Source organism: Andreprevotia chitinilytica DSM 18519 (assembly GCF_000711875.1).
GTDB lineage: Bacteria > Pseudomonadota > Gammaproteobacteria > Burkholderiales > Chitinibacteraceae > Andreprevotia > Andreprevotia chitinilytica.
The window spans coordinates 1-14,056 of sequence record NZ_JONM01000040.1 but is presented as its reverse complement, the minus strand read 5'-3'; the positions used below and the strand labels follow the sequence as shown (position 1 = coordinate 14,056).

10 protein-coding genes and 1 pseudogene are annotated in these 14,056 nt (G+C 57.4%); 2 read left to right on the top strand and 9 right to left on the bottom strand.

The features are described 5' to 3' along the window. The 7 genes from BR41_RS21010 to purT form a co-directional block, all read right to left on the bottom strand. Positions 1–219, bottom strand: a 219-nt coding sequence (locus tag BR41_RS21010; RefSeq protein ID WP_156970842.1) for a helix-turn-helix domain-containing protein, incomplete at its 3' end; no start/stop codon positions are given. A gap of 163 nt (positions 220–382) precedes the next feature. Beyond that, on the bottom strand, positions 383–931 hold the full coding sequence (locus BR41_RS21005) for an REP-associated tyrosine transposase (RefSeq protein ID WP_035061193.1): 549 nt from the start codon (positions 929–931) through the stop codon (positions 383–385). A 988-nt stretch (positions 932–1,919) separates the two neighbouring features. Next, positions 1,920–6,659 (bottom strand): RHS repeat domain-containing protein, encoded by a 4,740-nt coding sequence (locus BR41_RS21000; RefSeq protein WP_035061191.1) that lies wholly within the window; start codon positions 6,657–6,659, stop codon positions 1,920–1,922. Positions 6,660–6,772: 113 nt separating this feature from the next. Further along, positions 6,773–7,111 (bottom strand): hypothetical protein, encoded by a 339-nt coding sequence (locus BR41_RS23855; protein ID WP_211251826.1) that lies wholly within the window; start codon positions 7,109–7,111, stop codon positions 6,773–6,775. 96 nt (positions 7,112–7,207) lie between these two features. Then, complete coding sequence (locus BR41_RS24420; protein WP_156970841.1) at positions 7,208–7,552, bottom strand: hypothetical protein; 345 nt, start codon at positions 7,550–7,552, stop codon at positions 7,208–7,210. A gap of 381 nt (positions 7,553–7,933) precedes the next feature. Then, on the bottom strand, positions 7,934–8,323 hold the full coding sequence (locus BR41_RS20995; protein WP_035061188.1) for a group II truncated hemoglobin: 390 nt from the start codon (positions 8,321–8,323) through the stop codon (positions 7,934–7,936). After that, positions 8,320–9,519: a formate-dependent phosphoribosylglycinamide formyltransferase gene (gene purT / locus BR41_RS20990; RefSeq protein ID WP_035061185.1), complete on the bottom strand. Its 1,200-nt coding sequence runs from the start codon at positions 9,517–9,519 to the stop codon at positions 8,320–8,322. The genes BR41_RS20995 and purT overlap by 4 nt, the downstream gene beginning before the upstream one ends. A gap of 95 nt (positions 9,520–9,614) precedes the next feature. Between purT and BR41_RS23305 the strand changes: the two genes are divergently transcribed. Then, entirely contained in the window at positions 9,615–11,243 is a 1,629-nt protein-coding gene (locus tag BR41_RS23305) for a methyl-accepting chemotaxis protein (RefSeq protein WP_051711539.1), read from the top strand. A 204-nt stretch (positions 11,244–11,447) separates the two neighbouring features. On the opposite strand, the gene BR41_RS20980 is transcribed toward BR41_RS23305, so the two are convergent. After that, the gene (locus tag BR41_RS20980; protein WP_035061183.1) at positions 11,448–12,344 is read right to left on the bottom strand and encodes a LysR family transcriptional regulator; all 897 of its coding nucleotides are present in this window, start codon (positions 12,342–12,344) and stop codon (positions 11,448–11,450) included. 159 nt (positions 12,345–12,503) lie between these two features. On the opposite strand from BR41_RS20980, the gene BR41_RS20975 reads away from it, so the two are divergent. Then, complete coding sequence (locus BR41_RS20975) at positions 12,504–13,610, top strand: aldo/keto reductase (RefSeq protein WP_035061181.1); 1,107 nt, start codon at positions 12,504–12,506, stop codon at positions 13,608–13,610. 245 nt (positions 13,611–13,855) lie between these two features. Here the strand turns inward: BR41_RS20975 and BR41_RS24755 are convergent. Continuing rightward, positions 13,856–14,056: pseudogene (locus tag BR41_RS24755) on the bottom strand (IS110 family transposase); the annotation flags it as partial.

Sequence of the window (14,056 nt, the reverse complement as noted above, 5' to 3'; positions counted from 1 at the left end):
CAGCGCGCTGCTGCTGCGTGCCGGAGAGTGCAGGGGTCGGCGGGAGCGATCCTGCAACCCGGCGGCGCCGTGTTCAGCGAAGCGGGCCAGCCATTTGTAGCCGGTCTTGGGGCTGATGTTGAAGGCGTGGCACAGCGCACGGACATTGGCGCCGGGGGCTTGGGCCAGCAAGACGAATTCGTGGCGTGAGGACATGGTGGAATACTCCTTCCAAGGCATCGCCTGCTCCTGTGAATGGTAAGGCGATGATCATAAAAGGTGTTACCCATGTCTACCGACAAGTGTTACCTATGTCTCCCGGCTGAACACAACGCGAAGCCCAACAGCCCCGCACAACATCCAACGCCATCTCATATTTCACCAATGTTGGGCTTCATTTCACTCAACCCAACCTACGGAATACGGGTTCGCCTAATTCGCCATCGATCATTGATTGCCCACTGCCCCAATCCGGCGTCAATAAGCCGAGCCGAACAAACCGATGTATCGATGAATAAGGCCAATCAACGGCTTGGGCGACATGCCCATGTTTCACCGGATTGAAATGGATGTAATCCACATGCCGCGCCAAATCAACATCATTACGGATTTGATGCTCCCAATAACGGCGTTGCCAAATACCTCGTTCACGCCTCTTGCTTCGGCCATCCCGAATAACCTCGTTTTTTGGCAAAGCACGTGAGAATGTCGATTTGATCAGCGCCCATCGCAACGGGTAATCCATATCCCCATCAGGCAACATCCAGATTGCATGCAAATGCTCCGGCAACACCACCATCGCCACAATCTCGAACGGATGCCGTTGCCGAACGCCACGAACCGCATCGCGTAAATGATCAATGTATTGCACCAGCAAATCCGACCGGCGATCAGCCAGATTTACCGTAAAGAAATAGATGCCGCCGGCGGCTTTGGCTCTTCGATATTGCATCGTTTCGTCATCCTTGATACCGATTCAGATTGAGCTTGATGAAGCTCAATCATCACGACCGCCAGACGTTGAAAACGTTGCACGACCACCAACAAAAACGCGGCCATCAGCCGCATTTTTGTTGGGTTACAGAGGAACAATGTGTTGTAGGTTGGCGCAGAGCGAAGTGAAGCCCAACAGTCGCGACACCATGCACGATAGCGTGTGTTGTGCGGTAGATGTTGGGCTTCATTTCATTCAGCCCAACCTATGGGCTTGGCCATGCACGCAGAAGCCGAAGGCAAAAGCCTGAATCAGTAGGCAGCTGATACGTTGGCGCACGCAATTGAGGGGTGAGCGGTCGGTGGCGCGAGTAAACAAAAACGCGACCTTTAGCCGCGTTTTTGTTGAGTTGCAGAGGAACAAGGTGTGTAGGTTGGCGCAGAATGCAGCGAAGCCCAACAATCGCGACACAATACGCAGTTGCGTGTGTTGTACGGCAGATGTTGGGCTTTTAGTCTCATTTAGCTCAACCTACGAGCTAGGCGACCCCCGTAAATTTCAATCGATTGGACACATTTTGTGCGAAATGGCCAAATGATTTTTTTGCATCGAGCATTGGCGAGCAGCGTAGTGCGGGTTAGCCGCAAGGCGTAACCCGCAGATTCAGCGAGCAATTCACACATTGCCCGCTCAGGTCAAATGACCCGGCCTACATGGCTCGATGCCGTTTCAGAAGGGAGGAGTCCATCCCACTGACCTACATGGTTTTTCCAACAAAGGATTATTTGCCTTTAAAAAAATCAACAAGGGAAGCCAAAAAAAGCCCCACCACACTACAAAAACCAACAATTAAGCTTGGAACTGCAAAACAAGCCATAATAGCTGCGAACACTCTCTTCCCGGCATCAAGAAAAGAAAACATCATCGTCGCACTTATCAGGCAAACAATAAAACAAACGCAAGCAACAGTCATAAGCTTAATTCGCAACGGGACCTCTCCCAAAAATCATTTGAATATACTACCAGCCAATTTACAAACATTTACCGCATCAGTAACAGAGTCAAATGTACCCATCGACCCTTGCGCCCCCCATCCGAGACCAGTTCTCAACGCACCAGTAGTCGATATTGAGTGATCTTTTGCTATCGAAACCGAAACACCTTCTGAAACTTCCCCTGTACCTACGCTAGCATTCGCTTCAGTACCATGAGAAAACGATCGCCCCTCACTGGTTGCACTTCTATTCATATTTAGACCTCCCACGAATCCTCCTCCAACATATGGACCAATCCCATAGTTATCGACACTCCTCGTAATCGTCTTAGAGAAAACACAATTATCAAAACTAAATCCTAGGGATATAGTAAACCCTTTGTAGTTATTGAAATAACCCCAAAGAAATGAAAACCCAAATTGAAACTGGCGCTCAGCATAATAACTGTTGTTAGATGCGTGCTTTGGCCCTGGAGCAGACCAAGAACCATCGCTTTTGGCCACGCTCTTACCATTACTGTCCTGTCCATTTCGCCCATCTGGATCAACATACCGGAACGGATTGTTATTGGCGTACGCATAGCTATTAAAGCTCTGAACATTGGATTCCCGGAAATCCACCGGATCCATCGCCGCAAACCGCCCCACCACCGGATCATAGAACCGCGCACCGAAGTATTGCAGGCCGGTTTCATCATCCTGCACCTTGCCGCCAAACCACTGCTTGTTGTTCTCGTTGGCGACGCCACCGGCCAGCTTGTAGCCATAAGGGTAGTAGTTGGCGTTCCACAGCAGATTGCCCAGCTTGTCGGTCGCCGCGATCGGGCTGCCGACCGGGTCGGCGTGGTAGTACTCGGCGCTGTTGACCGTGGTGCCGTTGGCGCTCTGCTGGATCAGATCAGCGACTTTCTGGATGCCGAGGTACAGGTGTTCACGGGTTTCGCCGGTGTAGGCATCGTATTCCGCGATCAGGTTGTTGCCACCGTAGAACTGGTGTTTGTCCGACAACGGGCCTTGGGTGCGAATGCGGCTGCCCTTGCCGTCGTAGGTGTAGATGTAGTTCTTCGCACCCGTGACGGTGACAAGGTTGCCCAGGTCATCGTAGCCATAGCTCTGGCCAGTACCGCGGTTGCTGACGTTGCCGTAGACATCGTACTGGTAGTTGAAGGTCTGGTTGCCACCGACGCTGAGCAGCTTCTGGCTGGTGGCGTCGTAGTTGTAGCTAAGGCTGTAACCGGTGAAGTTCTGGCTGGTGATGTTGCCGTTATTGTCGTAACCGATGCTGCCATTGCCCCAAGAGCCATTAGCGACAGTCAAGCGATCCAGACCGTCGTAATCCAGCGTGCGGTTGGCGGATGGGTAAGCGGAATCGGTGATGGTTTTGACATTACCGGCGCCATCGTAGCCATAGCTGCGATTGAGGTAGGCAGTACTGGTGCCGGTGGTGGCGCACGGAGCGCTGCTCAGGTAGCCACTGCCATCCCGCGTTGCGACGACCAACGGGGTGGATGTGGTGCCACCGCTGCTGGACGAACTGCTGCTGGTTTGCGGCGGGATCGGCAGCGGAATGCTCAGGTCGTCATCAACGGCGAGCATCGAGAACGTGGCCGGGGTGCGCACCAGCGTGCCTTCGGCATTGGCAACCCAGTAGTACGGGCCTTGCGCATCGTATTGCAGCGTCGGCGGCGTGGCCGGGGTGGTCGAGGTACTGGTGGAGCCGATGGTGCAGCCCGCGCCGCTGACACCCTTGCCGGTGGTGATCTGGCCGATCCACTGGCGGTTGGTCAGGCTTTGGGTGGTGACGGTGCCGTTGGCGTACAGCAGGCTTTGCACTACGCCATTCGGGTAGTACCACACGCCGGGGACGGCATCGCCAACCTGGGTCGGGCGGCCGAAGGCATCCGGGCTGTAGTTCACGGTACGGCCAGACGGATACACCGTGTGGTCGTGCGCGTCGTTGCCGTTGTAGTAGTAGCTGAGCGCAAAGGTCTTAGCGCCGTCACTGCTGGTCTCGGCGATGACGTTGTTGTTGGCGTCGAAGCCCCAGTGGTGCAGCGTGCTGCCGTAGGCAATGTCGGTAACGTTGCTGTTGGCATCGTAGCTGTAGACGGCACTGGTGTTCTGAGCCGGGTTGCTCACCGTTTTGAGGCGGTTGAGATTGTCGTAGGTGGAGAGGCTGGTGTTGCTGCCCGCGACCTGGTGGCTGGTCATGTTGCCGAGCGCATCACGGCCGAAGGTGGACGTGCCGGTTTCCGGATCGGTGCGGTTGATCAGGAAGTAACGGCCATCGTAGGCGTAGCTGCGGCTCTTGCCGTTCTGCGTGACCTTGGCGATCTGGCCGAGCAGGTTGCGTTGGATCGTGACCCCGGCGCCTTCCGTGCCTTGCGTCCAGGTGCTGATCAGCTGGCCCTTGTCCGGGTCGCCATAGCTGGCGTTCTGGTGGAACACCACAAAACCGCGTTCATTGGTTTCGCGCACGGTGTTGGGGTAATTGGCCGGGTCGTAGGCGTATTGCACGGTGCTGTTGTCACCGTGGGTTTGCAGCGTAACGCGGTTGAGGGCGTCGTAGGCCGAGGTTTCACCCAGCGTGGAGGACGGATAGGACTCGAAGGTCTTGCGGCCGAGTGCATCGTAGCTGCGGTTGACGATCACGCCGTTGTGGTTGGTATAGATGCTGCGGCCGTAGCCGTCGTATTGCTCCACCAGGCTGTCATTGCCGCGCATGGCGCTGCGAGTGAACGGTGTGGTGCTGCTGTAGGTGATGGTGGTCGCGTTATTGATGGCGGGCGTGATGCCAGCCAAGCGATCCATCGCGTCGTAGCTGTAGCTGGTGGTGTTGCCGCGGCCATCGGTCTGCGAGGTGATCGTGCCATAGGTGGTATTCACCACCCGCTTCAGCACCACCCCTCCCGGCTGGTCATCCTCTTGCGGCGTACCGAAGGCATAGGTCTTGTAGGTGGTGGTGTTGCCGCGGGCATCGGTCTTGGTGTTGACCTTGCCGAACGGCCAGTAGGTGTAGCTGATGGTGACGCCGTTGCTGGTTTCGCTCAGCAGATCGCCGTTGGCGCTGCCGCCAGCGGTGCTGTTGAACACGCGCGTGACCAGCGACGATTGGTTCGCGCCGCTGTTGGTGCTGCCGGACACCGCTTCTTGCGTGACCGCGTTCAGGATCCAGTTAGTTTGCGCGCTGAGATTGGCGTCGTAGCTGTAAGTAGTAGTGCGGCTGAACGCCCCACTATCGCCACCGGTTTCAGTGACGGTGCTCGGGCGCAGGTTGGTATCCGCGCCGGCGCTGGTGGTGGTGTAGCTGGTACCGTTGCGGGTGATGGTTTTGGTGGCGAGGAACGGGAAGTTCAGGCCACCACTAGAGCAGCCCCACATGCCATTCGCGACCGCACTGCCCGCAATATATTGCGGGCCGACCCCCGGCACATTCACCGGTTGCCAGTTATAGCTTTCCTGTTGCAGCACCGTGCCCTGCGGGTTGGCGGTCGTCTTGGACAGCAACAAACCGATCTGCCACGGCGTGCAGCTTGAGGCGCTGTCATACACCGTCGCATATTGCGATGTGATGGTGCCGCTCGGCGTCGTCATGGTCCGGATGCCGGCCGTCGCCGAACCCGGTGTGGGCACCACGGCCGACTGGAATTCGGCGATGGTCCAGGCACCGCCATCGCTGGTGGTCTTCTGGTACATCACCGGCCGGCTGGATTCCCGCATGAATGACGAATAATAGGATCCGCACTCCCCACTGGCATTGCCACAATGCGGCGTAATCTGATCAGTGATCTGATAGATGTTGTAGGCGTAATTGGTCACCCCACCGTACGGATTGGTGACCTGATTGATGGCATGGAATTGCGTTACCTGCTCCGGCCGCAGGCTGGCATAGTTAAATGTCCATTTCAACCCATCTGGCTGGGTAATGATTGTTTGCGTTGGGAACTGCCCAGCGTAGGTGCTATTGAACGACCAAGTGCGATTGCCATACGTGACCGAGCCAGTCTGGCCATCGCTATTGATCACAATTGTTTTGCCGTCCACGGTGTTGGTAAGCGACGTTAATTGCAAACCGCTATAACCCGCCGTTTGGGTATTGCCGTGCCGATCAGTAACCGTGCTGGCAGAATCGTAATAATAGGTAACCGGAATACCGTAAGTGCTCGGATCACTGGTAGCCGACCCCGGTAACAGCGGGTACGTCGTTTCCTGCCGAGACATGCGAACGTTGAAGGTAAAGGTGGTGCCATCGGGCCCATAACCAGTGCAATTGGTTGTATTCGTCGGGCACACCAGCTTGAAATTGGATGCGGAGCGCCACGTGCTCCCGGCGATATAGGAGCCCGATACAAAGAACAATTGCTCGCTGGTGCCGTCCGGCTTCTCCAGCGTGGCCGGCATGACCGGATTGGCGCTCGCCGAGTAATCGCTGCCAAACCGCACCCGCCAATAACGAATCCCCGATTCCAAGGGCTCTTGCGCATTGAAGTTCCAGCGCACCGACAACGGGATATCGCCGTTGGTGGGCACGTTGAACAGCATCAAGCCGAGCCGCAGGTTGCCCATGAATGGATCGATATCCTCGAACCAGTTCCCCAAGCTATCCCGCTTGGTTTGCGGGGTATCGATGGTGAGTTTTTCGGGGAAGCTTTGCGCGATCCAGTCGGTGCTGGTGCCAGAGGTATCAGCCTGGGCGACTTGGCCGACCAGCAGACTGAGGCACAGCGCGAAGGCAGTGGTGAGGATTTTCATGGGTATGGAAACTATTGTTATTGATAACGGGTGATACAACTGAACTACCAAATACTTGGATTCACATCAAAAGCGAAATCCAGCCATTTGAAATACAACGGATTCGTGATGTGTTATGGCACCAACTGAATATCGTTTACATCTTCGCCATCGATCCAAAATCCACAATTACCTGTTCCCGAAACGTTTACAGCTTTTCCGGTGGCGGCAGCTTGCATCAACAAGGCCAGCTGCTGCTTGACCACCGGTGTATTACTATTGCTATTATTTCCAAGCATCCAATAGGGCATTTTGGCACAGGCAGGACGACCTGCATTCGTGCCGTTGATCATGAAATAAATAAGTCCATCAGACTGACGGACATCAATATATTGGACTGTTCCCGAAGCTGTCCCCGCTTGAGCTGCAGAGCAGAAAAAAGGAAACAGCAAACCAATCAGGATTTTTTTCACAATCATTTCATCAAAAATATTATTTCAACAATCACGCAGCTCGCTTAGCAATATGCCAGCAAAATCTCTAAACAATCTATTTGCAACTGCATGCAATCACGGGTTCAAAGTCACAAAATACAAAGTATTCGCCCAAGTCCATGCAGCATGGGTACTACACGATCCGGAATCGGTGAAATTCAAATTGACCGTTTTTCCCGTTGTTTGCGCTGCAAGCAATTGTGCATACAGCACCTTGCAAGTGGCTGGGTCAAAACCGTTCTGGCTTGTCAACACATTGCAAACCCCTTGCCATGGCAAGCCACCAATGGCCCCAGCCCATACAGCACCATCGCTACCAATCGAAAGACCACTCACATTGCCGGTGCAGATATAAGTAGCATTTGCTGAACCCAACCAACCCAACATTGCAGCCGCACACAATAAACGCTTCAACTTCATGATTATTCCACTCAAGAATTAATGATGTCTTTTAAAGGAATCGAATTAAACCTGGAACGATTCCAAATCGGCAAAGCATCGTGCTACATGCATACCCATATGGCGTAGCCGACTCAGTTTCTGCCGCCCTGCCTCACTTAACAGCAACAGCTTTATGAAATCAGCCAGAAAACAAACCGCCGAATCATGCCTGTGGCATCACGCCGCGTCAACGCCGCTGATCGGGGTTATCCCTGACGCAACATCTCACCGACTCAAGCAGTCGATTTGAGCGTAGTCATCGCGAGCAAGCTCGCTCCTACAAGGGTTTCAACCAAAAAAACACCGTTTTCCTTGAAGAGAAAACGGTGCTTCTACAGGTCGATGGGGTTTGCTCCCCACTCACTGATTCCGCATGAAATCCGCAGTGCGGAAGAACGCTTCCTGAAGGTGCTCATACAGCGCGCCATCCATCGGCGTTTCGTCCATCGCCTTGAGCATGCAGTACATCCACTGATCACGCTCCGCTTCGCCAATCGAGAACGGCATGTGCCGGCCGCGCAGGCGGGGGTGGCCGTATTTTTCGATGAAGAGTTGCGGGCCGCCCATCCAGCCGGAGAGGAATTCGAACAGCTTCTGGCGGATTTCGGCGGTGTCTTCGGCGTGCATGGCGTGGATGCCGGCGGCGGCAGGGTCGGTGGCCATGATGTCGTAGAAGCGGTCGACGAGTTGCCGCAGCACGGCTTCGCCGCCAAGCAGGTGGTAGGGGGTGACTTCTTTGACTTCGCTCATGATGCTTTCACCGGTTTGACGAGGCTGGCGGCGTGTTTGGCGCGTTCGCGGGCGATGCCAGTATCCGGGCCAGCGGCAAGGGCGACGCCCATGCGGCGGCGGGGGAAGGCTTCCGGTTTGCCGAACAGGCGCACGTCGGCGCGGGGTACGGCGAGTGCGTCGGCGAGGCCATCGAAGGCGATGCCGGTTTCTTCCATGCCGCCGTAAATGACGGCGCTGGCGGCGGGTTCGTTCATTTGCGTATCGACCGGCAGCTTGAGGATGGCGCGGGCGTGCAATTCGAATTCGGACAGGCGCTGGCTCATCAGGGTGACGAGGCCGGTGTCGTGCGGGCGTGGGCTGACTTCAGAGAACCAGACCTGATCGCCCTTCACGAACAGTTCCACGCCGAAGATGCCTCGGCCGCCAAGGTTGTCGGTCACGGCCTTGGCGATGTCACGGGCGCGTTGCAAAGCGACCGGGTTCATGACTTGCGGCTGCCAGCTTTCGACGTAATCGCCTTTGACTTGAATGTGGCCGATCGGGTCGCAGAAGTGGGTTTCCACGTGGCCGGATTTGCCGATGGCGCGCACGGTAAGCAAGGTGATTTCGTAGTCGAAATCGATAAAGCCTTCGACGATCACGCGGCCTTGGTTCACGCGGCTGCCACTGGCGGCGTATTCCCAGGCGGTTTCGATATCGGCAGCGGTGCGCAGCGTCGATTGGCCTTTGCCGGACGAGGACATCACCGGTTTGACCAAGCACGGGAAGCCGATCACGGCGACGGCGGCTTTCAACTCATCCAGGCTATCGGCAAAGCGGTAGGGCGAGGTCGGCAGGCGCAGTGTTTCGGCGGCCAGGCGGCGGATGCCTTCACGGTTCATGGTGAGGTTGGCGGCGCGGGCGGTGGGGATCACTTCGGCGAGGCCGTCAGCTTCGATGCGCAGTAGCTCTTCGGTGGCGATGGCTTCGATTTCCGGCACGATCAAATGCGGTTTTTCTTTTTCGACGAGGGCGCGCAGGGCGACGGGGTCCGCCATGTTGATGACACAGCTGCGATGCGCAACCTGCATACCGGGTGCATTCGGGTAGCGATCTACGGCGATCACTTCGACGCCGAGGCGTTGCAAGGCAATGATGACCTCCTTACCCAATTCGCCGCTGCCAAGCAGCATGACCCGTGTTGCACTGCTACTCAGCGGTGTTCCGATACGCATTTCCCAATTCCTTACAAAAAATGAACTAGCATCAGGTGGAAATAGTACCATGAGCGCCCGTCCGGTCTGGACCGGGGCCCGCCAGGAGGTTTGCGATGTTGAAGAAGATGAGCGTTGCCGCACGTATCGGCGCGGGTTTCGCCGTGTTGATCGTGCTGTTGCTCGCCGTCGGGCTGATCGGGGTGTTCGGTGTAAGCCGGCTGGAGCGAGAGGTCAAACTGCTGCTGGATCGCGATCTGGTCTACCACGCGGCGCTGATCGAGGCCCGGTATCACGTGGGCAATCTGCGGCGGTTCGAAAAAGATACGTTCCTTAACTTCAGCGACGCCAAGAAAGTCGATGAATACCAGCAGAAATGGCATCAGTCCCTGGCTGGCGCACAACACGCGCTCGAAGCGGGCGAGCCGCTGCGGCCGGATACGGATGGCAAGGATTTCGATGCGCTCAAGCAGGGTTTGAAAGCGTATGCCGATGGGTATGAAGCGACGCTGCCCGATGTCAAAGCTGGCAAATACACGACCTCCGGCGACATCAACAAAGCATTCTCTAAATATAAAGATGCGGTTCACACGCTGGATGACTCGCTCGGTGCGATGGCTGACCGCTCGATCAAGCATGTCTCCCAACTGAACACGACCGTCGCCACGATTGGCAATCAGACCGAGATGAGCACGATCGCCCTGCTAGTGGTGGCAATTGTCATCGGCATCGGCTTTGCCACCGTGATCATCGTCGGCGTGCGCCGTCCGCTGTCCGGCATGCAGCAAGCGGTTGAGGAAATCGCCCGCACCGGTCAGCTCGGCCTGCGTATGCCGGTGACCAGGGATGACGAGATCGGCGCGACATCGAGCGCCGTCAATAATCTGCTTCACGGTATGAGCGAGGTCATCGGCGATGCGAATCGCAATGCATCCGACTTGTTGCGTGCGGCCGAAACGCTATCCGAAGCGGCCATGCAGGTGACTGGCGCATCGCAAACGCAATCCGAAGCATCCAGCGCCACGGCAGCATCGGTCGAGCAGATGACCGTTAGCGCGGCGATGATTTCCGACAACGCCAAGACGCTCGAAGACGAAGCACGTCAAACATCGCAAACCGCCAGTCATGGTGTGAACGAAGCGCAGCGCACGGCGCGGGAAATCCAGCAGGTCTCCGATACGATTGCCCGCTCGGCGGCAACGATCGTGCAGCTGAACCAGCGCTCGGACGAAATCGGCAGCATCGTGCTGGTGATCAAGGAGATTGCCGATCAGACCAATCTGTTGGCGCTGAACGCAGCCATCGAAGCCGCCCGTGCCGGCGAACTCGGTCGCGGCTTTGCGGTGGTAGCCGATGAGGTGCGCAAGCTGGCGGAACGCACCTCGCAGGCCACGGCGGAAATCACCGCCAAGATCAGTGCGGTGCAACACGATACCGGTACGGCTGCGACGAATATGGAACAGGCCAGCAAGATGGTCGAAACCGGCGTCGCTAGTACGCACGACGTGGTGAAGGCGCTGGATGAAATCGATGCGCTGACCCGCAATACGCTGAAGAACATCGGCCATATGGCGGTCGCCATGCAGGAGCAAAGCATCGCGAGCCAGGATATCTCGCGCAATCTTGAGCGGATCGCCCAGGCCAGCGAGGAAAACCACGCAGCCGCGGCCAGTACCAGCGAGTTGTCGATGCAGCTCAAGCAGCTGGCGGATAGCGTGCAGCGGTCGATCAGTCGGTATCGGTGATGTGGGCGCGGCTACCGCGTTGCCCCCGTAGCCCGGACGGCTTTGCCGGCCGGGGCTCGCTGTGTCAAAACATAGGGCGGATCACCCCGCAAGGGGCGATCCGCCGGATATTGCAAGTTGTGGCGGAACACCCCCACGTTTCTGGTCTGTTTCAACATTGCCTCCCGGCCGGCAAAGCCGTCCGGGCTACGATGGCAACGCCAATCACCCCAAACGATTCTCCCGCCAATAATCAATAAAGCAGCGCAACTTGGCCGGGAGCTGTTTGCGGCTCGGGTAATAGAAATAGAAACCAGGCCAGGTCGGGCAGCAATCCTGCAATACCGGCACCAGCTCGCCCCGTTCAAGCTGCGGCGCAACCAGGCTCTCTAGCGTATAGACCAGCCCCACCCCATCCAGCGCCAGACTTTTCATGAAGTCGCCATCGTTGACCGTGATCGGGCCATCAATTTCGGCTTCGATCATCTTGCCGTCGCGCAGCAACTCCCAGCGGTAGACCACGCCTGACGAAAGAAACCGGTAGCGTACGCAAGTGTGTTGCTGCAGGTCTTCGATGGTTTGTGGCGGCGGGATGCGGGCGAAATAGCCGGGTGCGCCGACGATCACGGAGCGCTCCTCTCGCGTGAGTGGCACGCCGACCATATCGCGCTGCACCGATTCCCCGAGCCGGATGCCGGCATCGAAACCGGCTTCGACGATATCAACGAGGTGATCGTCCATGCTCAGGTCCAGCCGGATTTGCGGATAGGCCGAGAGAAAGCCGGTCAGCGTTGGGCGCAGCAGTTCGGCGGCGATGCGTGGCAAGGTCAAGCGCAAGGTGCCGGCCGGCCGATCCCGAAAATCATCCAGATCGGCCGTAGCTTCGTTCAAATCCGCCAAGGCTGGTGCAGCGCGAGCGAAGAAGCGCTCGCCGGCTTCGGTCAGCCCGACGCTCCGCGTGGTGCGGTTGAACAGCCGCACGCCAAGCCGTGTCTCCAATGTGCGTACTGCTTGGCTCACCGCTGGCGCGCTCACTTCCAGATGGGCCGCCGCTGCGGTAAAGCTGCGTTTCTGCGCCACGGTGACGAACGCCAGGATGCCGTCGAGCTGATCGAGTTTCATGTGCGCCCTGCTCTTCCCCAAATTCAAGTGCTCTATTCGAAAGCACAACTTAATAGCATGAAAAGATTATTGGCATTTTTCCATGCAAATGCGCGGCCTACCATGCAGTTGTCTTCTCACCCAACGTCTCTCTACCCCTCGCACATCAGGAGCAACAGCATGTCTTTCGATCGTTACTACACCTTGGGCCGCAGCGGCCTGCGCGTTAGCCGCCTCTCATTCGGCGCGATGACCTTTGGCACCGAATGGGGCTGGGGCGCGGATAAGGCGGCAGCGCAGCGCCTGTTCGATACCTATCTGGATGCCGGCGGCAATTTCATCGATACCGCAGATGTTTACACCGGCGGCACCAGCGAGACTTGGCTGGGCGAATTCGTCGCCAATCGCAAGGCACGCGATCAAGTGGTGCTGGCGAGCAAGTTCACCTTCAACCTCGATCCGGTGGCAAATGCCAATGGCGGCGGCAACGGGCGCAAGAACATCCTGCGCGCGGTGGAAGGCTCGCTGAAACGCCTGAACACCGACTACCTCGATCTGTATTACCTGCATGCGTGGGACATGATCACGCCGGTCGAAGAAGTGATGCGCACGCTGGACGATCTGGTGCGTGCCGGCAAGATTCGCCACATTGGTTTATCCGACGTGCCGGCTTGGTATGCGGCGCGGGCGCAAACGCTGGCCGAATGGCGCGGCTGGGAGCCGCTGACCGCGCTGCAACTGCAATACTCGCTGGCCGAACGTAATCTGGAACACGAGTTCACCCGCCTCGCAACGGATTTGGGCATCGGCGTCACCGCATGGAGTCCGCTGGCAAGCGGCCTGCTGTCCGGCAAATACCGGGCGGATGGCGGCGGGGCTGGTCGGCTGGAAGCGATGAAAGACAGCACGAATCCGGTGTTCCGCAAGTTCACCGATCGCAACTGGGCCATCGTCGCCGAACTGGAAAAGGTGGCAAACGAGATCGACCAGCCAATGTCTGCCGTGGCGCTCAACTGGGTTGCCAACCGGCCGGGCGTGGGCAGCGTGATCGTCGGCGCGACGCGGCCGGAACAATTGGAGGCCAATCTGAAGGCGCTCGATTTCAGCTTGCCGGCTGAACTGGCTGCGCGGCTCGATGCGGTGAGCGCGCCAGATACTCCGTTCCCCTACTACTTCTTCAGCAGTGATATGCAGGGGATGATGTATGGCGGTGCAAGTGTGGGGAACAAACCGGCGGGCTATACCGCGCCGGTACTGGTGACGGGTACGGGGGCTGGGGTGAGCTGATCTGGGGTGCGTGGATCGGTACATGTAGGGCGGATCACCCAACGGGCGATCCGCTGGTAACCGCGCATTGCGGCGGAACGCCCTTCGGGTGTTCCGCCCTATGTCTCCGCGATTATATCGACCGTAGCCCGGACGCATTTTGCGGCCGGGATTGCTTCGTCAACCATTGCAACCCCGGCCGGCAAGCCGTCCGGGCTACGAGTTCGGCTCAACACAGGAAAGTTGCGTAGATACCGTCTTGCCCGTCAATCACTGAGCGCAAAATCGGGCTGATAAGGCTTCTGTGTTTTGAGTACGCCAAAGCACAGGTGCACCAGCTTGCGCATGGCAGCGCCCAGCGCCGATTTCTTCGCCTTGCCGCGCGCCAGCAGCCGCTCGTAGTGCGCCTTGATGTCCGGGTTGTAGCGGATCGCCACCACCGCCGCCATGTACAGAACAGCCCGCAC

What these genes read in the sequence shown, in the direction of transcription:
- BR41_RS23305 (WP_051711539.1), top strand. Translation starts at nt 9,615, where the DNA reads ATGTTGAAGAAGATGAGCGTTGCCGCACGTATCGGCGCGGGTTTCGCC.
- BR41_RS20980 (WP_035061183.1), bottom strand. Translation starts at nt 12,344, where the DNA reads ATGAAACTCGATCAGCTCGACGGCATCCTGGCGTTCGTCACCGTGGCG.
- BR41_RS20995 (WP_035061188.1), bottom strand. Translation starts at nt 8,323, where the DNA reads ATGAGCGAAGTCAAAGAAGTCACCCCCTACCACCTGCTTGGCGGCGAA.
- BR41_RS20975 (WP_035061181.1), top strand. Translation starts at nt 12,504, where the DNA reads ATGTCTTTCGATCGTTACTACACCTTGGGCCGCAGCGGCCTGCGCGTT.
- purT (WP_035061185.1), bottom strand. Translation starts at nt 9,519, where the DNA reads ATGCGTATCGGAACACCGCTGAGTAGCAGTGCAACACGGGTCATGCTG.
- BR41_RS21005 (WP_035061193.1), bottom strand. Translation starts at nt 931, where the DNA reads ATGCAATATCGAAGAGCCAAAGCCGCCGGCGGCATCTATTTCTTTACG.
- BR41_RS24420 (WP_156970841.1), bottom strand. Translation starts at nt 7,552, where the DNA reads ATGAAGTTGAAGCGTTTATTGTGTGCGGCTGCAATGTTGGGTTGGTTG.
- BR41_RS21000 (WP_035061191.1), bottom strand. Translation starts at nt 6,659, where the DNA reads ATGAAAATCCTCACCACTGCCTTCGCGCTGTGCCTCAGTCTGCTGGTC.